Source organism: Ruegeria sp. CG4 (assembly GCF_056537185.1).
Map to the genome: position 1 here is coordinate 536,825 of NZ_JBQFRB010000002.1, position 24,864 is coordinate 561,688.

Genomic DNA, 24,864 nt, shown 5'->3' on the forward strand with positions numbered 1-24,864 from the left:
TGTTTGAGCTTTGCGAAAGGGTCAAATAAAGAACGTTCGTTTTGTATATGACGGACCGCAAATATGCTGACCCTGATCAGGAATGCCAATCTTTTTACCCCCGAGCCCTTTGGGATCGGTCATCTTTTGGTCGCTGCCGGACAGATCGTTTATCTGGGCCGGGACCTGCCTGATCTGGGCGGGCCATTGCAGTTTGACGTCTTGGATGCCGAAGGCGCGCCGGTTGTGCCCGGTCTGATCGACGGCCATGCCCACATCACGGGTGGGGGCGGCGAAACCGGACCTGCCAGCCGGGTGCCGCCGATGGTATTGTCCTCGTTCACGCGGGCGGGCGTCACCTCGGTCGTTGGGGTTTTGGGGACCGACGATCTGACCCGCAATACGCAGACACTGGTGCAGCAGGCCTACGGTCTTCGCGCAGAAGGACTTTCGGCCTGGTGCCACACGGGCGGTTATCACGTCCCGCTGACCACGCTGACCGGGTCCGCCCGTGGCGACATCGTGTTCCTTGACCCTGTCATCGGTGTCGGTGAACTGGCGATCAGCGATCATCGCTCCAGCCAGCCGACACTGGACGAGTTCCTGCGCATTGCCAGCGAGGCGCATGTTGCAGGGTTGATGACAGGCAAGGCCGGGATCGTTCATTGCCATATGGGGGATGGCGGGCGCGGACTTTCGATGCTGGAACAGGCGATCGAGACCAGCGAAATTCCGGCCCGGGTCTTCAATCCGACCCACGTCAACCGCAACAAGCCGCTGTTCGAACAGGCCGTCGCCCTTGCCCGTCATGGCTGTTTCATTGATGCCACGGCCTTTCCCTGCGCGCATGTCGATCCGGGCATTTCCGCTGCCGAAGCCTATGTTCAGTTTCGTGATGCCGGCGGGCGGACAGACCGCTTCACCATCAGCTCCGATGGTGGCGGCTGCCTGCCCGCATTCGACCACGATGGCAATCTGACCCGTTTTGGCGTTGGCCTGTCTGACACATTGCCCGAAACGCTGGCCGAGATGGTGGGCATGGGCGTACCTCTGGATGAGGCTCTGCGCCCGTTGACATCAAATGTCGCCGACCTGCTGAAATTGCATGGAAAAGGCCGGTTGAGCGCCGGAAAAGACGCCGATCTGGTGGTTCTTGACGAAAACCTTGGCATACGGCATGTGATGGCGCGGGGGGAATGGCATGTCCGCAGCGCCCAAATAGCCCGGCGCGGCATGTATGAACAGACATAAGCGCCTGTGCGGCCCCGGCGGCTGCACCGCATCAGGACGAAGAAGGTAATCTTGACATGTGCCCTGCACCCGTTGATGCAGACACCCCTCGCGGGTTCATCATTCCGATTGGTGGCGGCGAAGACCGCGTGAAGGAAATGCAGATCCACCGCAAGTTCGTGGAGCTGTCAGGCGGCGCGGATGCCGACATCGTTGTGATCCCGACCGCCTCGATGCTGGAAGAAACGGGGCCGGACTATAACCGCATCTTTTCCGAGCTTGGCGCGGGGCAGGTCGAATTCCTGCCCATCTCGCGCCGCGCCGACTGTGACAACCCCGATTACGCCGGAATGCTGGACCGGGCGACCGGCATTTTCATGACTGGTGGCAACCAGTTGCGCCTGTCGGCGATTCTCGGCGGAACGCTGGTAGCGCAGAAAATCCGCCGCCGGAATGCGGCGGGCGTGCCGGTTGCCGGAACCTCTGCCGGGGCGTCGATCATGTCCGAACATATGGTCGCCGGAGGCAGCAGCAACTCGGCCCCCGCCGAAGGCAACATCACGCTTGCACCGGGCATGGGCCTGACCAACGCGGTGATCATCGACCAGCATTTTACCCAGCGCAACCGGCTGGGGCGCCTTCTAACCGCCTCATCTTTCAACCCTTTTCTGATCGGCCTTGGAATTGACGAGGACACCGCCGCCTTTATCGGCCCCGACAACGTCCTTGAGGTTGTTGGCAGCGGCACGGTCACGGTCGTGGATGCCAGCCATCTGACGCACTCCTCAATGTGGGATGCACGCCGGGGCGAAGCACTGAGCCTTTTGGGTCTTCGGCTTGACGTTCTGGGCGAAGGGTGCCGTTATGACCTGATGGCTCGCCAGGCTTTTCCGCCAGATGAGCATATGGCGTTCTGCACCTTGCCCGATTTGTCCGGCGATGAGGACGCTTCCGGGGGGGAAATGAACAATTAACAAACGAGGAGCCTTATGAAAATAATCTCTACCAATGTCTTCGTCGGTCCCAACGTCTGGGCAAGTTTTCCGGTTATTCGACACGTCATTGATCTGGGATTGTTGGAAGATTGGCCCTCGGCCCGAATAGGCCCCGAATTCATCGACGCATTGGTCGCGGCCCTCCCTGGCCTTGCCGAGCATGGCTGTTCCTACCGCGAGCCCGGCGGCTTTATCCGCCGTCTGCGCGAGGATGAAGGCACCTGGCTGGGTCACGTGCTGGAACATTGCGCCATCGAGGTTCAGAACGTGGCCGGCACGGATGTGACATTTGGCCGGACGCGGGGCACGGGCGAACCCGGCCAGTACAATATGGTCTACGAATACCGCCAGCGCGACGTGGGACTTGATGCCGGGAAACTGGCGATGCGCCTGCTGATGCACCTGCTGCCGCAAAACCTCAAGGAAGCCCTGGACTATGATTTCGATCCCGATTTCGATTGGGACGACGAGATGCGCAGCTTTGTTCTGCGTGCCCAACGCAAGGAATTCGGTCCCTCGACCGGGTCGTTGGTCAAGGCCGCCGAAGAACGTGACATTCCATGGATCCGCCTGAACGAAGGATCGCTGGTTCAGTTCGGGCATGGCAAGTATCAGCGCCGTATTCAGGCGACCATCACGTCCGAGACCAAACATATCTCGGTCGAGATTTCCTGCGACAAGGAAGATACCCACAATCTGCTGAACGATCTGGGCCTGCCGGTGCCACAACAGCGCATGGTCTATTCGGCCCGCGAAGCCGCAAAAGCAGCTGGCCGGATCGGATTTCCGGTGGTGGTCAAACCGCTGAATGCCAATCACGGCCGCGGAGTATCGATCAATCTGAACTCGGAATCCGAGGTCGAGGCCGGTTTTGCCGAGGCCAAGGAACACTCGCGAAGCCGCGCCATTCTGGTTGAAAGCTTCATTACAGGATTTGATCACCGGATGCTGGTGGTCAACAACAAGCTGGTCGCCGTCGCCAAACGGGTCCCAGGTCATGTGATGGGGGATGGCAAGCATACGATTGCTGAACTGGTCGCCATCGTGAACCAGGATCCGCGCCGGGGCATCGGGCACGAAAAAGTGCTGACAATGCTGGAGATCGACAATCAAGCCAAGCGCCTGATGGAAAACGCCGGTGTGACCGAAGAAACCGTTTTGCCGGAGGGCGAGGTTTTCTATTTGCGCTCTACCGCGAACCTGTCCACAGGCGGCACGGCCATCGACCTGACCGATGTGGTTCATCCCGACAACCGCGACATGGCTGAACGCGCCATCATGGCGGTTGGGCTGGATGTGGGCGGTGTCGATTTTCTGATCGACGACATCACCAAGTCCTACAAGGATATCGGCGGCGCGATTGTCGAGGTGAACGCAGCCCCCGGATTCCGGATGCACGTAGCTCCGTCCGAAGGCCAACCGCGCGATGTTGCCGGTCGGGTGATCGACATGCTGTTCCCGGTCGGGGACAAGACACGCATCCCCATTGCGGCAATCACGGGAACCAACGGGAAAACCACAACATCGCGGATGTTGAACCATATCATGAAAACCAGCGGCAAGACCGTTGGCATGACCTCGACCGACGGGGTCTATGTGGATGGCAAGCTGAGCGTCAAGGGCGACATGACCGGGCCCAAGTCGGCCCAGATCGTGCTGCGCGATCCGATGGTCGATTTCGCCGTGATGGAGACCGCGCGTGGCGGGCTGGTGCGTTCGGGCCTGGGCTATCAACGCTCGAACGTTGCCGCCTGTCTGAACGTATCGGCCGACCATCTGGGGCTGGGTGGCATCAACACGGTCGAAGAGCTTGCCGTGGTCAAACGCGTCGTGGTGGAAAGCGCCACGGATACGGCCGTTCTGAATGCCGACGACATCAACTGCCTGAAGATGGCGGATTATGCCGGGGCAAGTCAGATCTTCTATGTCACGACCAATCCCGGCCACAGTCTTGTGAAAGAACATATCAAGGAAGGCGGCAAGGCCATCGTGCTGGAAAAAGGCATGAACGGTGACATGCTGACCATCTACGACAACGGTCTGCATATCCCCGTGCTCTGGTCGCACCTGATCCCGGCGACACTGGAAGGCAAGGCGATATTCAACGTGCAGAACGCCATGTTTGCAGCCGCCATGGCCTATAGTTTTGGCGTTGATCTGGACAATATCCGCCACGGGCTGCGGACCTTTGACACCAGCTATTTCCAGGCACCGGGGCGGATGAACGTTTATGACGAACATCCGTTCAAGGTAATCCTGGATTATGGCCACAACCCCGCCGCCCTGAAGGCAATGGCGGCGCTGGCCGATCAGCTGGAGATCAAGGGCCGCAGGCTGTGCGTCGTATCGATGCCCGGTGACCGTCGTGACGAGGACGTCGAGGATGCGGGCGCGGCGCTGGCCGGTCATTTTGACCACTTCATCTGCAAGGCTGACGACCGCCGTCGCGGACGCGGGCATGACGAGATCCCTCAGATGCTGCGGCAGGCGTTGATTGCAGGCGGCACGCCGGATGAGGCGATCACAATCATCCCTGATGAGGTCGAAGCGGTGACGGCGGGTCTTGAAATGGCGGCTCCCGGCGATCTGCTGGTGATATTCGGCGACGACACCACCCGCTGCTGGAAACAGATCATCTACTTCAATTCGGATGGCGACGCACCTGAAGCTGAAGCAATCGGCAAGCCTGCCCCTGTTGAGACCTCTTTCGAGGACATGTTCGACAGCGATCAGGCCCTGATCCGAGACGAGCGCGGCGTGCGTCTGGCCCGCGAAATCAGCGAAGACGCGGATTGAGCCGAGGGCACCGGAATGGACAGAATTGAAGAGCTTGAGACCGCGCTGACCATCCCCAGCGCGACCAGTGGCGCGTTTCGGGTAGACGATGCGCGCCGGCTGACCGGGCCCGGGTTGCTCTGGGATCACCCGGGCGCAATCATGGACGTCTTTTTTGACCAAGAGCAGTCTTCGCGTGTCATTGAGCTGTGGCAGCATCATGCACGTCGCGTGCTGGATGCGCTCGGCTGGCACCAAGAAAAGCTGACATATCGGGTATTCACCGGCGGCGTGAACCTTGCGATTTCAGCGCCGATGGATCAGCTATATTCAGCGATCTTTGCGGTCCAGACCGCATGGCATTTCTGTGCCGCGGCGCTGGTCGGGGAAACACCCGGCGATTTCGACAAGATGATCGCCAACGTCCGCGACGTCATGGCCAAAGAGGCAAATCCGGCCCTGATCGCCCTGATCCAGGCGGCCTCGGCGCGGGGCGTCGATATCCTGTGTGACGACGACGAGATTTCGATCGGCCACGGGGTCGGAAGCCAGACCTGGGCCTGGAACGCTCTGCCTGCGCCTGATGAAGTCGAGTGGGACGCCTTGCACAACATCCCCGTCGCCTTCATCACCGGAACCAATGGCAAGACCACAACGACCCGGCTGCTTGAGGCGATCGCCCGGGCGGCGGGCAAGGTTGCCGGGCTGACCTCGACAGAGTTTGTCCGCGTCGGCGACGACATCCTCGACCGTGGTGATTATTCCGGCCCCGGCGGAGCGCGCATGCTGCTGCGCGACCGGCGGCTTGAAGTCGCCTGTCTGGAGGTTGCCCGTGGTGGAATCCTGCGCCGGGGTCTTCCAACCCATGCCGCCTCGGCTGCGGCTGTCACAAATGTCGCCAATGATCATCTGGGTCAGTACGGCGTCAACACGGTTCCGGAGTTGGCGCAGGCCAAGTTCGCCGTGCATCGCACCCTTAAGAAAGATGGCGTTCTGGCCCTGAACGCGGATGACCCCTTTGTCCGGGATGAGGCGCTGAACACGTCCTGCAGGATCTGGTGGTTCTCGCTGGACCAGAAAAACGCACTGATCCAACAATCCCGCGAGCAAGGACATTGTTGTGCCTTCCTGCGGGACGAGATGATCGTGTTCTTCGATGGCTTCTCGGAACAACCGGTGATTTCGGTTCACGATGTACCGCTCGCTATGGGCGGGGCCGCCAGGTACAATATTCTCAATGCAATGACTGCGCTGTGTCTGGCCCGCGCACTGGATATCCCGATGCAGGCCATTCGCGCTGGATTGTCCGGTTTCAAGCCAGACGCCAAGGACAATCCGGGCCGGTGCAACGAGTTTTCACATAACGGCGCCCGCGTCTTTGTCGATTTTGCGCATAACCCACATTCGGTCGCAGCAGTGTGCGAGGCTTTGTCCGGACTTCCGGCAAAGCGCCGCTTCATACTGCTAAGCCATGCCGGGGACCGGTCAAATCAGGACATCATCGATGTCACGCAAACGGCCTTGCGGTTCCAGCCGGATGTGGTCGTCGCTGCCGAGCTTGAGGGCTATCTGCGGGGACGCAACCTTGGTGAGATTCCAAAGCTGATTAAGCAGGCGGCAATGGACAAGGGTCTTAGGGATGAGCAGATCCTGAGCGCGCCTTCCCCGACCGAGGCGAGCAGGACAATACTGGATCAGATCGAACCGGGCGATCTTGCCCTGTTGCTGGTCCTGTCCGAGCGCGAGCAAGTCTTAAAATTGCTGGAAAACTGAACCCCTACGCTGAATCCGAGGACCTCGGGCGGTGAAACTCGAGCACCGCCCTGCCCAGCCCATCCGATTGTCCTGCCAATAATTCTGTATTGACGCATGCCCGGGTCTGAGGCACTTAGCTAGAAGATGGTTCCCGAAGGAAGACCCGAGGGATGAAAAGGGAATACGGTGCGGCCCTGAAGGCCAAGTCCGTAACTGCCCCCGCAACTGTAAGCGGTGAGCGACGCCAAACACCCACTGGCCGAATGGGCCGGGAAGGAAGGCCAAGCAAGGACCCGCGAGTCAGGAGACCTGCCATCAGTGTTCAACCAACCCGGGGCGGGGCGCCCTGGAAGGAGGCTTAGATGGCACGTCAGTCACGTGTTTACATGATCAGCACCTTCTGTCCGCGCTTGGCAACAAGTGGAGCGGACCATGTCAGACGCCACTGATCATATTCTCCTGATCTGTTCGGCATGCAACGGTGATTTGTCTGCGGACAAAATACGCTCTTCGTTGTCAGATGCGCTGCCGTCCGGGTTTGCCATTCGCACGGTCGATTGCATGGCCGGGTGTGCGCAGCCGACAACTGTTGGGTTTCAGGCCACCGGCAAAGCCCAATACCTGTTCGGCGACATCCGGACCCCGCATGACATCGCGGCCTTGGCCGAATTCGCATTGCAATATCAGAACAGTGCCGATGGATGGACCTGCGCGTCCGACAGGCCGAGCGCGCTTTTTGACAAAACCCTTTCCCGTTTGCCCCGAATGATTTTGGAGGAGCCTTCATGACGACCTCTGCATTTCTTGCCGTGCGTGACGTCGAATACTATGCGCTGAATGGTGATGTTCTGCTGCAAGCGGCGTCTTTTGAACTGGAAGAAGGCGCAATCCTTGCAATTGCCGGGCCGAACGGGGCCGGGAAGACGACGCTTCTGAACCTGTTGTGCGGCACAGCCGAACTGGCGCTGGGCGACGTTTTGATCAATGGGCGCACCCTGAAACACATGCCCGCCAACCAGCGCGCCCGAATGATCGCTGTTGTCAGCCAGCACGAGCTGCCGGATAGCAGATTGTCTTTGCGGGAATATGTGGCCTTGGGGCAAATCCCGATCCGGGCTGACCGGTCGAAAGAGGGCCACGCCGCCGAACTGGACAGGGTTTTGAACCTGACAGGTCTGAGTGATCTGGCGGAAAAACGAATGGGCGTACTTTCCGGGGGCGAACGTCAACGCGCGCATATCGCGCGCGCTCTGGCACAGAACCCTTCGCTTTTGTTTCTGGACGAACCGACAAACCATCTGGATCCCGACGCCAAGGGGCGGATGCTGTCGCTGGTTGCCGAGTTGGGCATCACGGTGGTCATGATCGTCCACGACCTCGTCATGATCCCTGAGTTTGCCACCCATGTGGCCATGATGAAATCCGCGCGGCTCACGGGCTTTGGTCCCGTGGCCGATGTGCTGACCTCGGACCAGGTCCGGGAAACCTTTGGCGTCGACTACCTGTACTTTCACCATGAGGGCCGCGTGATTCCGGCGCTGGATATCCGAAAAACCTCGGTCTCAAACTAACCCTAGGAGCATCTTTGAATGAAACAGATCTGGTCGGTGGTCCTGGCCACAGCCCTGGCAGGCGGTGCGTCGGCACAAGAAATTGCCGTCGACAATTGCGGCAAGCCGCTGGTTTTTGAAACTGCACCCGAGCGGATTGTCGTGCACGATATGAACATGACCGATATGGCCTTTGCGCTGGGTCTGCAGGACAAGATCGTCGGGCTGACCGGCATCACCGGATGGTACAAGACCAGCCCGGAATTCGATACGCTGCGCGGCGACATTCCCGAGCTTGCGCCCAAATACCCAACGGTCGAGAACCTTGTGGCCGTCGAACCCGATATGTTCTTCGCGGGCTGGTATTACGGGATGAAGCCGGGCGGAGACGTGACTCCTGACACGCTGGAACCCTTTGGCATCAAGACCTTGATCCTGTCCGAAAGCTGCGTGCATCTGGACAAGGACCGCCCCGAAGCCAGCATGAACCTGCTGTTTGATGACGTTCTGCGCCTGGGCCAGGTCATGCAGGTCGAAGACAAGGCGAAGGAACTGGTTGATGGTTGGAAAGAAGAACTGACCGAGATCGAAACCCGGACCGCCGATCTGCCCAAACCGCGCGTTTTCCTTCTAGATGGTCCCGCTGATGCGCCCTTCACCGCGGGCAAGTTTGCCATTCCCGATGCGATGATTTCCGCAGCGGGCGGTGAAAACGTGACCCATGACATGGATACAAGCTGGGGCCGCACCTCGTGGGAAACGGTGGCGGCCGCCAACCCCGAATTTCTGGTGCTGCTGGATTACCAGACCGGCAACGGCGCCGAGGATACCTTCAAATTTCTGCAGGAGCATCCGGTGATGTCCCAGACCGATGCCGTCAAGAACGAGGCCTGGATTGGCCTGCGGTACGAGGAACTGACCCCCGGACCGGCAAATATCGAGGCGATCCTGAAAATGGCGCAGGCCATGCATCCGGATCTCAACTGATATGGGCCGACTTGGCCTGACACTTCTGCTGGGGGCGGTCGTTCTGGCCGCCCTTTTGCTGATCTCAACCATCTACGGCACCACATCCATTCCGGTTTCCGACACGTTCACCGCTGTCTTGCTGGGAACCGGTCTGAGTGACGGGGACATGTCGCCTTTGCACCGGATCGTGTTTGATTTGCGCCTGCCGCGCGCCCTGTTCGCGGCCGTAATCGGCGCCGGGTTGGGCATCGTCGGCGTGGTCCTGCAAACCACAACGCGCAACGATCTTGCTGATCCGTTCCTGTTCGGCCTGTCCTCGGGTGCGGCGGCCGGCGCCGTGTTTGTGATCACCGTGACCGGCGACGTGCTGGGCTTTTGGACCCTGCCGTTGGCCGCGTTCTGCGGCGGGCTTGTGGCGTCGGGCATCGTGCTGGCGCTGGTTCACGGTTTACGCACAAGCGCGCCCGAAAAACTGATCCTGGCCGGGCTTGCGGTTTCGTTCCTGTTCTCGGCCATCACCAATTACCTGATTTTTGCAGGCGACAGCCGCGCCGCGCATTCCGTGATTTTCTGGATGCTGGGCGGTCTGGGCCTGGCCCGCTGGGAGACGTTTCCGCTGGTCTGCGCAGGCCTGCTTTTGATCCTGAGCTTTTCTCTCTACCGCAGCCGCTGGCTCGACGCGCTGCTGACCGGCGATCTTACTGCCTCAACCCTCGGCGTACCCGTGCGCGGACTGCGGTTCAGCATGTTCTTTGTTGCGGCGCTGGCAACGGCGGTGTTCGTCTCGGTCGCTGGTGTCATCGGTTTCGTCGGTCTGATGGTCCCTCACATCGCCCGCGGAATCGCGGGGCCGCTGCATGGCCATCTGCTGCCGACCGCAGCTCTCGTCGGCGCGGCTTTGCTGACGGGCTCGGATATTATCAGCCGTTTGTTGCTGGCCCCGCAGGAATTGCCTGTCGGGATCGTGACAACCTCAATCGGATCGGCGTTCGTGTTCCTGCTCCTGTTCAGGACCAGAGCCCGCTGACCGGACCCTTTCCACCTTCCACCCAGGACGCAAGCAGCGGCTGGTGCGAACCATTTATGTGCCGCGCTTCCTCTGTGCATCTCTGACAAGTGCGGCGAGGCGATAGAACCCATGTGCCATCTTGGTATAGGGCATCAGCAGGAAGAAGGTCAGAACCGATCCCAGATGGATGGCCAGAAGTGCGGGCATCACTGTGGTCGAGCCGAGCACGTAGAGGACAAGGCCGCTGAGGCCAACAAACCCCAGCAGCAGGATAAAGCCCATTTCTCCGTCCCACGCGGAGGTGTCGCCAAGGTCACGATCCGATTTCTGCTTCAACATGACCATGCCGCCACAGCCGATGGTCAACAGGATACCGCCTGAGACGCCAAGCAGCTTGGGTAATGACCAGAATCCGTAGGGTGCATGCAGGCCAAAGCCGTAATGCATCGCTGTCGCAACCGAGGTTGAGGCAAAGCAAAGCAGGAACCCATACATGATCGCCTGATGCACGTGTCGGCGGGCGTGGCTGAACCGGTCTTCATCTTCGAAATTGCAGCCTTCGCCGTGGCCGGCGGCAAGATCCTGCATCGTCCCGGCGCGTTTGAACGCCGCTTTCAGATCGGCCCATTGGACTGACTTTCCGTCAACCGCACGCCAATAGCGGCGCAAGCTGATGGCGACGCTGAACAGCGGCAGCAGAAAGGCGGGCATAAAGATCGCCACCATCGCATTGTGGGAAAGAACCGCATAGAAACCTTCGCCGCCAGAAGACCCGATTGCCCGGATCGCCCAAAACAGCGCGGCAAAACCGAGGACCAGCGCAAGCGCAATTGCCCCTCCTTGGGTGTGGAAGCGACGCGCCAAAGGCTGGGGCCAAGCGAAGCTTTCCCAACTGTCCCGGCGCACTTCGGCCAAAGCAGCAGGCAGGTTCAGATCAAACTCGTGCGGGGCGGTGTACTGGCAGGCATAATAGCAACCCCTGCAATTGTGACAGAGGTTGGCAAGTTGTGTGATGTCGCCATCCGAGAACGCGTGCTCGGCGTGCAATGACGGGAAAACCGAGCAGTAACCCTCGCAATACCGGCAGGCATTGCAAATCTCGGCCTGACGGCGGGCTTCCTGTATCAGTTCAGTTTGCATAAGCGGCGGCCTCACGTCCTGCGATACGTCCGAAAACCGTTCCAATGGTCATGCCGAACCCGGCCAGATACCCCTGCCCCAGGATCGAGCCGGCCATGGTTTCCCCGGCCGCCCAAAGGTTCCTGATCTTGCCGTTAGGGGTCGAACACTGTGCCGTCTCGTCGACCTTGAGCCCCAGATAGGTGAAGGTCACACCGGTGCGCAGCGAGTAGCCATAGAACGGCGGTTCCGAGATTGGGCGGGCCCAGTTTGTCTTTGGTGGTGTCAGGCCGGATGTGGAAACTCCGTCCAGCTCGGTTGGATGGAAGCCGCTAACGTCGCCACAGGCGGCATTGAATTCGGCGACCGTTGCCTTCAGCTTTCCGGCAGGCAAGTCCATTATGTCGGCCAGTTCATCCAGAGTATCAGCCTGAAGCGGCGGGAAAACAGACGGCATGAACAGGTTCAGCGATTTGGCGTCGATGATCACGTAGCCCACCTGTTCCGGCTGAGCTGCCACCAGACGACCCCAGATCGCGTAACGCTTGGGCCAGACATCCTCGCCCTCGTCATAGAACCGCTCGGCGTTCTTGTTCACGACGATGGAGAACGGCACGCAGTCAAGACGGGTGACAATGCCACCGTCAAACTTGGGCGCGCGTCCGTCGATCGCAACGGCGTGGCATTGGGTCGGGTCGCCGACATTCTCGACACCCTGATCCAACAGATCGGCCAGCACCACACCGCGATTATAGGGCGTTCCACGGATCAGGAAGTTTTGCGCCGCCGGTCCCCAGGCACGGGTCAGCCAATCGGTGTCGGCCTGAAACCCGCCCGAGGCGACAATGACGGCCTTCGGTGCGATGCGGTGGGACTGCCCCTCGTGGGTATAGTCGACCCATTCGACCCTGTCGCTATTCAGTTCCAGATGGGTGACGGCAGCCTCGTACAGCACTTCAACACCCAGCCCTGCCGCTGTCCTGTAATACGCATTGACCAGAGACTTGCCACCACCCATGAAAAACGCATTTGTTCGCGCCAGCGACAGGGTCCCCGAAAGCGACGGCTGGAACCGGACCCCGTGTTCTTCCATCCATGGCAGGCATTCCTCGGAAGTGCGGATCGCCAGCCGCGCGAGACGCTCGTCAGTTTGTCCGTCGGTCACCTTCAAAAGATCGGACAGGTATTCGTCCTCGCCATACGCTTCGACAAGCGGACCCAGAGGGCCCGAATGCATACAGCGAAAGTTGCGGGTGTGGCGCGAGTTTCCACCGCGATAGGGTTTCGGCGCAGCCTCCAGGATCAGAACACGGGCGCCCGCCTCGGCTGCCGTCATCGCGGCGCAGAGGGCGGCATTTCCCCCGCCGATCACTGCAATATCATAAGCTTCGGTTTGAGGTGCCATTTCCGGTTGTCCTATTGGCCTTGATCGCTGGTGCGATCTCGTTCCTGCAATGCGCGAATGCGCATGCGTTGCGCAGCCTGGATATGCGCTCGCATTTCCGTCTCGGCCGCCGCCCCGTCACGTATTTTGAGGGCGGCCATGATACGGCGATGTTCGGCCACAGCAGCCTCAGCCCGATCGCTGTCCAGCAGTTGCGATGGGCCAAGGATCAACAAAGCCTTTTGCAAGGACAGCATGGATTTTGCCAGAAACCGGTTCTTGGCCGCATCCAGTAGCGTTGCGTGAAAAATCCGGTTGATCCGCGCCGCATCCGGACCTGTTCCCGCCTCGGCCAGACGCTCATTCAAAACCTCAAGCTCGTCCAGTTCCACGTCCGACGCGGCCCGCGCAGCAAGGCGCGCTGCAGTGCCTTCAAGCACGGCGCGCATCTCGTACAGTTCCATGACCTCGGCGTAATCCAGGCTGCGGACCGTCGCGCCCAATCGTGGGACATGCGTGACCAACCCGTCGGCCTCAAGTTGACGGATGGCTTCGCGGACCGGCGTTCGGCTGACGCCCAGCCGATCGGACAGCTCAATCTCCCGCAGTCGTTCACCAGGCAACAACGACCCTTCGCGGATCTCGTCCAGCAATCTCTGATAGGCAGAGCTGCCTTGCGGGCCGGGCTGTAATGGGTCGTCCTGAATAGTCATAACACTCACACTTGCATATTGCGTCCATTTGTATACATTTGGATACATAGTGAGTCAACAGCGTCGGAAACCAACCTTTGTCCACCCCAGGAAACCAGACTTCGCTCTTCGTGAAGCGGTCGATGACCCTTGGCCTCGCGGTGTTCGGCACTGCGATCTTCTGGGCGCTGGACCTGCCGCTGCCGTTTTTGTTCGGTCCAATGACCGCTTGCCTGATTGCGGCACTGGCTCACGCACCAATGGAAGGCTTTGGTCAGGTTTCTGTCGCAGCCCGGACCATTCTGGGTGTCGCTGTTGGCGCCTCGATCACGCCTGCCCTGTTCGCCGAACTGCCCAAGATGGCGGCATCGATCATGCTAATCCCCTTCTTCATTATTCTGATCGCGCTGGTCGGCGTTCCGTTCTTCCGCAAGGTGTGGGGGTTCGATGAGAAAACCGCATTCTACGCAGCAATGCCGGGCGGATTGCAGGACATGATCATCTTCGGGACCGAAGCCGGCGCCGATCCACGCACCCTGTCGCTGATTCACGGCACGCGCGTTCTAATTATTGTCACTTTGGCACCGCTGTTTCTGATAGTGTTCTACGATGCTGAGCTGACCAACCCCATCGGGCAGCCCGCAAGCAATCTGCCGGTGCACGAAATTCTGCTCATGGTTTTGGCCGCCTTGGTCGGCTGGAAAGGCGGAGAGAGAATTGGGCTGTTCGGCGCATCCATCCTCGGGCCGATGATCCTGACCGCTGCTCTGTCCTTGGGGGATTTCATCCACTCCCGTCCTCCGCGTGAAGCTATTCTGGCTGCGCAGTTCTTCATAGGGTGCGGGATCGGAGTGAAATTCGTTGGCGTCACATGGGGCGAATTGCGCCGTGTCGTTGCCGCCGGTGTTGCCTATGTCGTTGTTCTTGCCATCTTGGCTGCGGGTTTTACGGCTGTTGTCACCACACTCGGGCTGGGTCGCCCTGTCGAGGCGTTCCTTGCTTTTGCACCCGGAGGTCAGGCCGAGATGACTGTGCTGGCCATTGTTTCAGGCGCGGATTTGGGATTCGTGATCACTCATCACCTGACGCGGATTGTGCTGGTGATCATTGGGGCGCCCATCGCGGCCAATCTTATTTTGCGCTGGTCCAGACCTCGGGATTGATCATATGGATCGGAGCGCCTTCGGCAAAGGCGTTCACCTGATCAAAGATATCCGCAAATTGCAGGTCAAACTCATCTTCGGTCACAAAACCGATATGCGGCGTTGCGATCAGGTTGGGATGCGACAGCAACGGGTCGTCAGGATCGGTCAGCGGTTCGGTGTCAAACACGTCAATTGCCGCATTTCCGGGGCGGCCGTTATTGAGCGCCTTCAACAGCGCGCCGGGTTCGATCAGACCGGCCCGCGACGTGTTCACAAACAGCGAACCGGGCTGCATCGCCCGCAAGTCGGCTGCCGTGATGATACCGCGGGTGTCCGGTTTCAGGCGCACATGGATCGAAACGACATCGCTGCCGGAAAAAAACGCCTGTCGGCTGGATGCGACCGTCGCGCCATCGGCCGCTGCACGGGCACGGCCATCTTCAGACGACCACCAAACAACGCTCATGCCAAACGCCTCGGCATAGCCCGCCACGGCCCGGGCGATACGCCCATAGCCATAAAGGCCCAGTTGTCGCCCGCGCAGTGTCTTGCCGACCCCGGCTTGCCAGCGCCCCGCCTTGACCGATTCCATTTGCGCCGGCAGGTTCCGCATTCCGGCCATGGTCAGCGCCCAGGTCAGTTCAGCAGCAGCGTAAGACGGCGTGCCCGCGTGCATGTTCGAACAGAACAGCACTATGTTGTCAGTACATGCCTGAACGTCCACATGCGGATAGACGCTGCGCTGGCTGATCAGGCGCAAGTTGGGAAGTTTCTCAAGCAACTCACGGGTTACCCTGGTGCGCTCCCGGAACAGGACCAGCGCTTCGGCGTCCTGCAGGCGCGCGGCCAGGGTATCCGTATCTTCGACGTGATCTGTCCAGACCGTGACCTCATGGTCGGCCAGCTTTGAAAAGCAGGGCAAGCCGCGCAATGTGTCGAACCAATCATCGAGAACATGGACTTTCATCGGTTTTCAATACCCTGCGCGGCTTCGAGCTTTCTTGGAGTTGGGACAAAATGCGCTGCCTCAAGCGCTGCCAATGCGTTGCGAACGCGCTCGCTCTGATCAAGCAGGTGATTGAACTGTTCATCGCAGCCCGCAATCGGTGTCGGATACTCGGTCATGTCCCGTCGCAGCGCGGCTTGCGCCAGTTTGAGTTCCTGTCGAGCAATGTCGAGGCATTCGGAATAGTGGTCCATCGTGACACCTCCTAATTGTATACCAAAGTATACCAATTTAGATTTGCCCGATCAACTCCCATCCCACACACTGCTAGGAACATAGACATGACCATCCGCCAGTTTGCGTGCGGTGCGCACCAATCCAGCTGAGTTCAGGGCAAATCCGCCCTCGTTGGAGAAATCCACAAGGACGTCGATCTTGCCCGAAGCGTGCTCCAATACCACCTCGGCCGGACTGGTTTCCATTTGTTCGACTAACCCGGCTGCAACCGTTTCCGGCGTCAATGCACAGGAGGCCATGCATTGCGCGCCCGTAACGGCCATTGTTGGATGAGTCTTCCAGGGCATGAAGTACCTGACCGCGATCGTACCCCCATCTTTCGCAGGGGCCAAAATACCAAACTTGGGCGTCACGGATTTCGACACATCGCCCATTCCCATCCTCTGACCCGCTTCGATCCGAATGGCCTCCATCCGTTCAAAGAACGCGCGGTTTGCGTCCAGTTCTTCTGCGTTTTCATATCCGGTCAAACCAAAATCGGCAGCCCGGGCGATGGCCATCGGCATCGCGACATCCATGCAGGTCAGTTCGATCCCCTGGACCGTATCACGCAGGTTACCGGTGGGCAGGAACGCGCCGGTGGATGATCCGACGACCCCCATGAAACCAAGCTGTATCGGCGCTGCGGATCCCGGGACACCGGCTATTTCAACTGCGCCATCATAGGTCAGATGGCCCGCCGGCGTTTGCACCTTTGCCACCACCCGCGCCCCGGTATTGACGGCGCGGATGCGGATTTCGGTTTCACCACCTTTCGGCGTGATCAATCCCATCTCAATCGCCGCCGGGCCGACCCCGGACAGAATATTCCCGCAGGTAGGTTTGAAATCGATCAGCCTTTCTTCAACCGACACCTGGGCAAAGAAATAGTCGACATCCGCCCAGTCATCGTCGCTGGCCGACAGCATAGCGACCTTGGTCGTAACTGCCGCGCCGCCGCCTATGCCGTCGATATTCAGCGGGTGCCCGGCACCGAGGGCGGCAATCAGAACCTCGGCCAGCAAATCCAGATTCTCGGGCAGGTCAGAACGCCGGAAATACGGGCCGCGCGAGGTGCCGCCGCGCATGAAGACAAATGGGATCGCTGTCTGGGGCATCGCGCGGCTCATTTCAGCGGCCATGGCAGATCAAGCATGTCCTGCAGCAGACCAGGCGGAAAGTCGCGGTTCAGAGCGCCCGCCATAAAGCACATGAAGCCGACACCGCTGGCGGTCAGGATCAAAGTCATCGGCCAGCTTGACCCGGCGCGCACACGTAGGAACGCGATCAGAAAGCCGATCAGGGCAAGGATAAAGCCCACAACCCATGTTGCCGCGATCAGGCTGGCAAACCAGGCCAGTGTGGACCACAGACCGTGTGGGGCGCTGGCGTCCTCACCCGCTACTTCTTTGTCCGCGAAAATCGCATCCCCCTCGGGCCGACGCATCATCTGGAGCAAAAGGATCACGCAGCAGAACAGTGAAACGCTGCCGATCACCAGCGGGATGATCTTGTCGGTCATGTTGTAGTCGGGGATCATGTTGGCATTGACCAGTGCAAAGATCAGATAGGCCATGATCACCAGCAGGAAGACCAGCGGCGCGCGCTTGGTGCCCGCCTGAACATCGCCCTCGGCCATGATCATCTTGGCCTGTCGGATGCCCAGAATGACCGAAACGACTGTGACCACGATCAGGACGATCACGATGGGGCTGAAAACATACTCCATGCCCTCACCTAAGCTCTTGCGGAAGCGGAACGAGGCGATCTGGAAAGCCTGATTGGTGAATTTCTCAACCGGGTTCGAAAGCACGAAACCGATCAGGAAGGCCGGGCGCGACCAGTCGAAGCGGCGCAGGAAAATGCCGATCAGACCTATCACGAACAGGGCCAGCAGGTCTTCGAAATTCTGACCGGACTGAAAGGCCGCAAAGCTGATCAGCATGAACAGGAACGGTGCAAGATAGGTAAAGCGGATCGTGGTCAGCTTTGCGATCCCGCCCGAGGCCGCGATGCAGAGGATCGTCCCCACAACATTGGCCAACGCCAGCAGCCAGACGATCGAATAGGTGATGTCGAGATTGTCTTTGAGCATGCTCGGACCGACTTCGATATCGCCGGACCCCAGCAGAGCGACCGCGCCGATGAAGATCGCCATGGAGCCGGAACCCGGAATACCGAACAATAAGGTCGGAACCAGACCGCCGCCCTCTTTTGCATTGTTCGAGCTTTCCGGGCCTATGACCCCGCGCACTTCGCCCTTGCCGAAGTTGCTTTTGTCCGGCGTCGATTGCACCGAATGACCATAGGCGATCCAGTCAACGACCGACCCTCCCAGACCGGGGATGATGCCGACAACCACACCGATGATCGAACAGCGGATCGACAGCCAGATATTGGCGAACCAATCCTTGACACCGTCCAGCCATCCGGCACCCAGCGAAGCCCCTTCGGCAATCGACCGGTCCTGCCGCAAGAGCGAGACAATCTCGGGTACCGCAAAGATACCCAAGCCGACGATGACCAGTTTCAGACCGTCGGTCAGATACGGGATGTCATAAGTCGCCATGCGCAGAGACCCGCCCGCGTCGGCCTCACCAATAGTTCCGACCATCAGGCCAAGTCCGGCCGCAGCAACGCCCTTTAGCGGTATGCGACCGGCCAGAATGGCAACCATAGACAGGCCGAGGATGGTAATCATCAACATTTCGGGCAGGCCAAAAGCCAGAACGATCGGTCGTGCAACCAGAATGAACATGGTCAGGAAGGTCGCCCCGACCAGACCACCAAACAGGGACGAGGCAAAGGCGGCGGAAAGCGCCCGCGCCGCTTCGCCCTTCTTGGCCATCGGAAAACCATCGAGCACCGTCGCCTGAGATGCGGAACTGCCGGGTATTCCCATCAGAACCGACGCAAAAGTGTCAGATGTCGGGACAACGGCGACCATCCCTATCATCAGCGCCAAACCCAGGATCGGGTCCATTCCGAACATGAAAGGCAACAGCAGCGACAGCCCGGCGATTCCGCCAAGTCCCGGGAACACCCCAACGGCCAATCCCATGACGACACCAAGCACCAGGTAGCCCAGAACGATGGGTTGCAGGATCAGACCCCACGCGTCACCAAGCGCAGGAAGAGCGGTGGCGAAAACCTCCATAGCGGCCGCCTTTCATATGATTTTGATGGAACTCAGAAAGCGCGCGCCTCGTAGTGAGGGCGCGCGCTGAATTGGGCCGGCTTAGTTGAGCTCGACGCCATAGGCTTCCTTGAGCCAGTTCAGGACATATTGCTTGGCGTTGTCGTCAACGCTTGTCGCGGTTTGCAGGGCCGCTTTTGAGCCGTCACCAACAAACACCGGGTATTTGCCAACGCGTTTCGAGGAGATTTCCGCGAAGTCGCCGCGCTCGGTCACAGCCTTAAAGGCCGCAGTATATGCGTCGACAACGTCCTGAGGTGTATCACCGGGCAAAAACGCAAGCTTCTGAACCGGAAAACCGGCTACAAAGAAGGCTTTCCAGGCATCCCATGCCTCGCCGCTGGTTTCGCATCCTTCGGTTGCTTCGCAGACCTCCTTGAAGGTCGGCATGTCCGGGAAAGTCGGGTCACGCACGATGTTGCCATCCGCATCCAGGGCACCCCATGTCATCATCGGCACGGCCTGATCGGATTCGACCAACGGGGCCGAGCCACCCAGATAGCCGGACGATGTCTGGTAGTCGATATTGGCCTCGCCACGTTCAAACATCAGGCGACCGTCACCGCGACCCTTGATGCCAAAGACAGGCTCAACATTCATGCCCAGCATCTGCCATGCCAGCAGCGGCACCAGGTCCAGCCGGGTGGCGCCCTGCGATCCGTAGATGAAGTTGATATCTTTCAGCGCATTGGCGGAACCGTCAAACTTGGCGCCATCTTCAGCGTTCAGATAGGCAACACCACCGGTTCCCGACGCCATGACCGGAATCCAATCATTGTATTCATAGCGCACGCGCGGATCGCTCAGCAGATAAGGAAACTGCGTCGATCCCGACGTACCGAACAGCAGCGTGCCGTCATCATGCTTTTGCTCCTGAAACCAATTCGCGCCCTTGGTCGACCCTGCGCCCGGCATGAATTTCACAACCACAGTCGGCTGACCCGGCAGTGCCTCGGACAGAAGCGGAGCGAAAAAGTTGGCCCATTTAGCCGAACCGCCCGTTTCCGAAAACGGTATAACCCATTCAATGGTCTTGCCCGAGAAATCGACCTCGGCAGTGGCGGGTGCCGCGATACCGGCAGCGGCGATCAGCCCCACGACGGCGCGACGGGTAAAGCTGGAAATGGTCATTGGTTCCTCCCTGTTGACCAGACAACCACGCCAACGGCTCTCGCGCCACCGTGATTGCAAATAGAACTGCGGGGTTGATTCCCCCTCCCATCTGGCAATCATGAGGGGCCAACCTTGCGCGAAACTTGCAGGAGACCCGATGCGGATCGTCATTGTCGAGGACAACGAAACGCTGGCCAACGCCATTGCCTACCGGCTGCGCGATCGTGGTCACGCGGCAGATATTCTGACCGACGGCGACGCAGCCGACCTTTTCCTTGAGCAGGAGGGCGCAGATTTGGTGGTACTGGACATCAATCTGCCGGGGCAGTCCGGGCTGGAAATCCTGCGAACCCTTCGCAACCGAGGCGATGGCGTGCCGGTCATACTGCTGACGGCGCGTTCCGAAACCAGCGACCGCGTGTCTGGCCTGGACATGGGGGCTGACGATTATCTGGTGAAGCCGTTTGAAATGGACGAACTGGAGGCCCGAATCCGGGCATTGTCACGCCGCAAGCAGCTTGACTATGGCGCGAAAGAGACCATCGGAGGCCTGGAATTCGATCGTGCCGCAAGACAAGCCAGTGCGCGGGGAGAGGTATTGGACATTCCGCGCAGGGAATTGGCGGTTCTGGAATGCCTGCTGGAACGACGCGGCAGAATTGTCCCCAAAAGCCAGCTGAACGACTACGTTTATGGTGTCGGTGCAGATGTCGAGGATTCGGCGGTTGAACCCCACGTGTCGCGCCTGCGCAAGCGGCTTCAGCCATTGGGGATAAGGATCAAGACTGCCCGTGGCCTTGGGTATCTGCTTGAGGTGCAACAGTGATTGGGCACGGATCGCTCAGGCTGCGATTGTTTCTTCTGATCCTGACACCTCTGGTCTTGCTTGCCGTTCTGCTTGGGTTTTGGCGCTTTACGGTCGCCCAGAAAACGGCCCAGGAATTGTTTGATGACAGCCTGCTGTCTGCCGGTCTCGCAATCTCGCGCGATGTCGCCATTTCAGGGGGGGACGCTTTGCTCCCCTCAACGCGCAGCATGATCCGCGACTCGTCGGGCGGAGAGGTTTTCTATCACGTGACAGGGCCCGGCGGCATATACGTTACGGGTTATGCCTATCCGCCGACCTCAACCGACGCAGGTGATCAGGATCCTTATGAACCATTTTTCTTCGAAGCTGTTTATCGCGATGAACCGGTCCGCGTCCTGCGGATGACGGAACGCGTCACTTTGGAGAACCTCGCTGGTGACGCAACTGTTACGGTCTGGCAGCTCATGGCCGACCGCAACGCCTTTGCCAATCAGCTGTCGATCCGGGCCGGGATCCTCATGGGTATCCTGCTCGCCACTCTTGCAATCGTCGTCTGGTTCGGTGTGGCGCGCGGTCTGCGGCCCTTGCTGGATTTGCAGGACGCAATCGACCTGCGATCGCCGGATGACCTAAGTGAAATCAAACGCCCCGTTCCGGTCGAAGTGCTGGGTGTCGTCAAAACCCTGAACCGGCTTTTTGGTCAGGTTGAACGCAGCATCAACGCCCATCAGACATTCATTTCCGAAGCCGCGCATCAGCTAAGGAACCCAGCAGCTGCGGTCCAGTCCATGGCCGAGGCCCTGCGGGATGCAAAAACGGAGGATGACAAGGAACAGCGCATTCAGGAACTCATGACCGCTGCCAAAAACTCGGCCACTGTGGCCGAACAGTTGCTGTCCCTCGAAAGGCTCCGATATCCGGCACATCTGGAACAGGTAGCAGAATTCGACTTTCGTTCGGTTGTCGAGGAGGCCTGCGCAGAAATGGGTGTCCACATCCTGGCGAATGGGATCGAATTCGAAGTTGCCATGCCGGATACAGCCGTAATGGTTTCGGGCGATCAGGTTTTTCTGAACGAGGCTGTCAAAAACCTTCTGGACAACGCGCTGAAGCACGGCGGCGGTCTTCTCAGCCGGATTTCGGTTACACTGCACCGCGATGACAAGGTCGTGAAGCTGACTGTGGCCGATGACGGAAAAGGCCTAGACCCCGACCACAGCGAGGCAGCTTTTGGGCGATTTTCACAACTGGAGCACTCCGAAGGCAGCGGGCTGGGCCTGTCCATCGTTGCCGCCGTCGCACAGCGTCACGGTGGGCAGGTTTCAATCAACAAAGCCGCGCGTGGCGCAAGCCTTACGCTCGAGCTTCCTTGTGTTCCGTAAACTCTGACCGGGTTTCAACGTTGCCCACCCTGCCCATCTAACTGGTCCATTGCATCACCGGACATGGTTCTATCGAGATGATAGTTTCACACACAGGCGCGCGTTAGCCCCGCGTAACCGAGGTGGTTCTTTGTATGGCCGTTCTGCCGAATAGATGGCCGCAGTACTTCTTTTCGGCATGATGTCAACGTGCCAGAGCTTTGGGTAACCGTCCAGCCAACGCCCGCTGAACAACGGCAAACCTCGGGGTGTGCGCGATTTCCTCAAGTGTCGCGACCCAGAGCGGAACCTCAAAATCCGGAACTGCATCGTCCGACCTGCGAAGCCGGGCGTCCGCGTCGCCAATGAATGTGGGCAGAAAGGTCTTACCCACGCCCGAAGCCGCCATCTGCTGAAGGACCAGAAAACTGTCTGCTCCGTTGGTCATTTCGTCAGCATTCACGTGTTCCGCCATCCATTTAGCCGGGAGAGAGCGGCTTAATGCGCCATCAAGCCTCATCCATTTTAGATCTGGGGAACCATCATAATAAACTCCGAACGACAATGTACCCGAGCGTTCCCCAACCAGACCCTCGCCAAGCTGAACCGATGGGCGCACGGCAATGTCTGCAGTCAACCGGGGCAGATCATGGTGGCTGTTTCCACTCAACAAAGTCAGTTCCAAGCCGGGGTAAAGATTTAAAATATCAGTCAGTATTTTTGGCAGCACAAGCTGGCAGAGGCTGTCAGTGGATGCAATGCGCACGCGACCGACAGGGGACCGGTTTGCACCCACAATTGCCCGCTCCACCGAAAGGACCGCGTCTTCAACGCCTTCCATGGCACAAAGAACTGCTCGGGCCTCGGGGAGCGCGCAATATCCCGACGGGCTTTTCTGAAAGATAGTGCAGCCATTTCGCTGTTCGAACGCGGCCACTCTGCGCAGGACCGTTGCATGTGTGACACCCAAGGCAGACGCCGCTGCATTCAACGATCCGTATTTGGAGACGGCAAGCGCGTATCGGATATCATCCCAATTGTCGTTGTTCATAAATTAACAGGGGACGACGAATAACAAACAATTACAAGAAAATTCGTTCAAGCTAACATTCGGTGTATTGAACAGGGAGAAATACCATGAAGAAGAAAATTTCGATTTTCGCGGCAGGTCTTTTGTCGGTAGCCGCAATAGGAACAGCCATCGCCCAGGAAAGTCAGAACCCAGCTGTAAAAGCTCGGACCTCAATCATGAAGCTTTATGCCTTTAATCTGGAAACACTCGGCGGAATGATAAAGGGAGAGGTGGAATACGATGCCGAGGCGGCAACTCGGGCTGCCAACAATATTGTCGTTCTGACGCAGATCGATCAATCCGCAATGTGGCCGGCTGGTTCCGACAATGCGTCCGACCCCGCCACCCGTGCCCTGCCCGCCATCTGGGAAAACTTTCCCGACGTCGGAGCCAAAGGGCAAGCGATGGCTGAAGCCGCCGTTGCGATGCAGGCTGCGGCAGGACAAGATGTGGAAGCCGTGAAAGCGGCGATGGGACAATTGGGCGGAGCCTGTACGGCATGTCACAAGGCATACAGAGCGCCAGAAAACTGATGAGGCACTGAAGGTGCGGCGTTTCTTGCGATTGGCCGCTGGTGTCTTAGTTTTGGTCGGGTTGGCCGGTGTACTGCTGACCCGACCGCAAAGAGTGGATCCGGCGCAACTGAATGATGTCACCGCCGATCTCGTCAGAGGTGAGGCTGTTTTCTATGCAGGCGGATGTGCATCCTGTCACGCGGCGCCGGATGCCACCGGAGAGGAGAAGCTTAAACTCGCCGGAGGGCGTCGGTTTGAAACGGGTTTTGGCACATTCATAGCCCCCAACATTTCCAGTGATCGGGAAGCCGGAATTGGGTCCTGGTCTGCGCTGGATCTGGCCAACGCCCTGCTTCATGGCACGGGTCCCGAGGGGCAACATTATTACCCGGCTTTTCCTTATACGTCTTATGCCAACATGACCTTGGAGGATGTTGCGTCTCTCCATGCCTTCCTCGGCACCCTGCCAGCTGTCGCCGTGGAAAGTAACGCGCATGAGGTCGGCTTTCCATTCAGCATTCGACGCGGGCTGGGCGGATGGAAGCTTTTGTACCTGCAGCCAGGCTGGGTGGTTGAAGGCGATCTGACGGACCAACAAGCCCGAGGCCGATATCTGGTCGAGGCGTTGGGACACTGCGCTGAATGCCACACGCCGCGAAATGCCTTCGGTGGTCTGCAACGTGATCTGTGGCTGGCAGGCGCACCCAACCCAAGCGGCAAGGGTCGCATCCCCGGCCTGACCGCCGACCAGCTTGATTGGTCTGAAGCTGACATAGCGGAATACCTGAGATCCGGTTTCACACCGGACTATGACAGCGCGGGTGGTGAAATGGCGGAAGTCATCGAGAACACATCACAGCTTACAGATGACGACCGTTTGGCGATTGCCGCCTATCTCAAAGCCGTTTCCCTGCCGTCCGTTGCGCCTGTGCCAGAGTAACTGCCGTTCGAGGAAATGGGTCTTTGGTATCGGGA

Annotated in this window: 22 protein-coding genes and 1 riboswitch; of the genes, 13 read left to right on the forward strand and 9 right to left on the reverse strand. The window is 59.2% G+C overall.

The window, feature by feature from the left end:
- The first annotated feature begins 63 nt into the window (after positions 1-63).
- The 8 genes from iadA (at position 64) to ACR0J2_RS09130 (ending at position 10,280) form a co-directional block, all read left to right on the forward strand.
- A complete protein-coding gene (gene iadA / locus ACR0J2_RS09095; RefSeq protein ID WP_480812337.1) occupies positions 64-1,230 on the forward strand; it encodes a beta-aspartyl-peptidase in 1,167 nt (388 codons plus the stop codon).
- A gap of 56 nt (positions 1,231-1,286) precedes the next feature.
- Positions 1,287-2,183 carry a cyanophycinase gene (locus ACR0J2_RS09100; RefSeq protein WP_480812338.1) on the forward strand — a complete coding sequence of 299 codons (897 nt, stop codon included), beginning with the start codon at positions 1,287-1,289 and terminating at the stop codon, positions 2,181-2,183.
- Positions 2,184-2,198: 15 nt separating this feature from the next.
- Positions 2,199-5,000 carry a cyanophycin synthetase gene (gene cphA / locus ACR0J2_RS09105; protein ID WP_480812339.1) on the forward strand — a complete coding sequence of 934 codons (2,802 nt, stop codon included), beginning with the start codon at positions 2,199-2,201 and terminating at the stop codon, positions 4,998-5,000.
- 15 nt (positions 5,001-5,015) lie between these two features.
- Entirely contained in the window at positions 5,016-6,752 is a 1,737-nt protein-coding gene (locus tag ACR0J2_RS09110) for a Mur ligase family protein (protein WP_480812340.1), read from the forward strand.
- Positions 6,753-6,862: 110 nt separating this feature from the next.
- Positions 6,863-7,065, forward strand: a riboswitch (cobalamin riboswitch).
- A gap of 101 nt (positions 7,066-7,166) precedes the next feature.
- The gene (locus tag ACR0J2_RS09115) at positions 7,167-7,523 is read left to right on the forward strand and encodes a DUF1636 family protein (protein ID WP_480812341.1); all 357 of its coding nucleotides are present in this window, start codon (positions 7,167-7,169) and stop codon (positions 7,521-7,523) included.
- Positions 7,520-8,305: an ABC transporter ATP-binding protein gene (locus ACR0J2_RS09120; RefSeq protein WP_480812342.1), complete on the forward strand. Its 786-nt coding sequence runs from the start codon at positions 7,520-7,522 to the stop codon at positions 8,303-8,305. The genes ACR0J2_RS09115 and ACR0J2_RS09120 overlap by 4 nt, the downstream gene beginning before the upstream one ends.
- Positions 8,306-8,323: 18 nt before the next feature.
- Positions 8,324-9,271, forward strand: a complete 948-nt coding sequence (locus ACR0J2_RS09125) for an ABC transporter substrate-binding protein (protein ID WP_170807870.1) — start codon at positions 8,324-8,326, stop codon at positions 9,269-9,271.
- Between the two features lies 1 nt (position 9,272).
- Entirely contained in the window at positions 9,273-10,280 is a 1,008-nt protein-coding gene (locus ACR0J2_RS09130) for an iron ABC transporter permease (protein WP_170681002.1), read from the forward strand.
- A gap of 54 nt (positions 10,281-10,334) precedes the next feature.
- Here the strand turns inward: ACR0J2_RS09130 and tcuB are convergent, their stop codons facing one another.
- The 3 genes from tcuB to ACR0J2_RS09145 are packed head-to-tail and all read right to left on the reverse strand — an operon-like array spanning position 10,335 to position 13,478.
- A complete protein-coding gene (gene tcuB / locus ACR0J2_RS09135; RefSeq protein WP_480812343.1) occupies positions 10,335-11,402 on the reverse strand; it encodes a tricarballylate utilization 4Fe-4S protein TcuB in 1,068 nt (355 codons plus the stop codon).
- Complete coding sequence (tcuA, locus tag ACR0J2_RS09140; RefSeq protein ID WP_170807868.1) at positions 11,392-12,786, reverse strand: FAD-dependent tricarballylate dehydrogenase TcuA; 1,395 nt, start codon at positions 12,784-12,786, stop codon at positions 11,392-11,394. The genes tcuB and tcuA overlap by 11 nt, the downstream gene beginning before the upstream one ends.
- An 11-nt stretch (positions 12,787-12,797) precedes the next feature.
- The gene (locus tag ACR0J2_RS09145) at positions 12,798-13,478 is read right to left on the reverse strand and encodes a GntR family transcriptional regulator (RefSeq protein ID WP_480812344.1); all 681 of its coding nucleotides are present in this window, start codon (positions 13,476-13,478) and stop codon (positions 12,798-12,800) included.
- Between the two features lie 122 nt (positions 13,479-13,600).
- On the opposite strand from ACR0J2_RS09145, the gene ACR0J2_RS09150 reads away from it, so the two are divergent.
- Positions 13,601-14,620 carry an AbrB family transcriptional regulator gene (locus tag ACR0J2_RS09150; protein WP_480812345.1) on the forward strand — a complete coding sequence of 340 codons (1,020 nt, stop codon included), beginning with the start codon at positions 13,601-13,603 and terminating at the stop codon, positions 14,618-14,620.
- Here the strand turns inward: ACR0J2_RS09150 and ACR0J2_RS09155 are convergent.
- The 5 genes from ACR0J2_RS09155 to ACR0J2_RS09175 form a co-directional block, all read right to left on the reverse strand.
- On the reverse strand, positions 14,589-15,569 hold the full coding sequence (locus ACR0J2_RS09155) for a D-2-hydroxyacid dehydrogenase family protein (protein WP_480812346.1): 981 nt from the start codon (positions 15,567-15,569) through the stop codon (positions 14,589-14,591). The two genes, ACR0J2_RS09150 and ACR0J2_RS09155, sit on opposite strands and share 32 nt — an antisense overlap.
- The gene (locus ACR0J2_RS09160) at positions 15,566-15,802 is read right to left on the reverse strand and encodes a hypothetical protein (protein WP_480812347.1); all 237 of its coding nucleotides are present in this window, start codon (positions 15,800-15,802) and stop codon (positions 15,566-15,568) included. Before ACR0J2_RS09160 ends, ACR0J2_RS09155 begins: the two co-directional genes overlap by 4 nt.
- A gap of 51 nt (positions 15,803-15,853) precedes the next feature.
- Complete coding sequence (locus ACR0J2_RS09165; protein ID WP_170614819.1) at positions 15,854-16,942, reverse strand: 4-oxalomesaconate tautomerase; 1,089 nt, start codon at positions 16,940-16,942, stop codon at positions 15,854-15,856.
- A gap of 8 nt (positions 16,943-16,950) precedes the next feature.
- Entirely contained in the window at positions 16,951-18,981 is a 2,031-nt protein-coding gene (locus ACR0J2_RS09170) for a tripartite tricarboxylate transporter permease (protein WP_480812348.1), read from the reverse strand.
- Positions 18,982-19,062: 81 nt separating this feature from the next.
- Positions 19,063-20,151: a tricarboxylate transporter gene (locus ACR0J2_RS09175; protein ID WP_480812349.1), complete on the reverse strand. Its 1,089-nt coding sequence runs from the start codon at positions 20,149-20,151 to the stop codon at positions 19,063-19,065.
- A gap of 139 nt (positions 20,152-20,290) precedes the next feature.
- Here ACR0J2_RS09175 and ACR0J2_RS09180 point away from each other — a divergent pair, with 139 nt between their 5' ends.
- On the forward strand, positions 20,291-20,959 hold the full coding sequence (locus ACR0J2_RS09180) for a response regulator transcription factor (RefSeq protein ID WP_170614822.1): 669 nt from the start codon (positions 20,291-20,293) through the stop codon (positions 20,957-20,959).
- Positions 20,956-22,323 (forward strand): sensor histidine kinase, encoded by a 1,368-nt coding sequence (locus tag ACR0J2_RS09185; RefSeq protein ID WP_480491574.1) that lies wholly within the window; start codon positions 20,956-20,958, stop codon positions 22,321-22,323. Before ACR0J2_RS09180 ends, ACR0J2_RS09185 begins: the two co-directional genes overlap by 4 nt.
- Positions 22,324-22,507: 184 nt before the next feature.
- Here the strand turns inward: ACR0J2_RS09185 and ACR0J2_RS09190 are convergent, their stop codons facing one another.
- Positions 22,508-23,353, reverse strand: coding sequence for a LysR family transcriptional regulator (locus ACR0J2_RS09190; RefSeq protein ID WP_480812350.1), 846 nt, complete (start codon positions 23,351-23,353; stop codon positions 22,508-22,510).
- An 86-nt stretch (positions 23,354-23,439) separates the two neighbouring features.
- Here ACR0J2_RS09190 and ACR0J2_RS09195 point away from each other — a divergent pair, with 86 nt between their 5' ends.
- Together ACR0J2_RS09195 and ACR0J2_RS09200 are read left to right on the forward strand one after the other, a co-directional pair.
- A complete protein-coding gene (locus tag ACR0J2_RS09195; RefSeq protein ID WP_480812351.1) occupies positions 23,440-23,907 on the forward strand; it encodes a c-type cytochrome in 468 nt (155 codons plus the stop codon).
- Positions 23,908-23,920: 13 nt separating this feature from the next.
- Positions 23,921-24,829, forward strand: a complete 909-nt coding sequence (locus ACR0J2_RS09200; RefSeq protein WP_480812352.1) for a c-type cytochrome — start codon at positions 23,921-23,923, stop codon at positions 24,827-24,829.
- The last annotated feature ends 35 nt before the right edge of the window (positions 24,830-24,864 follow it).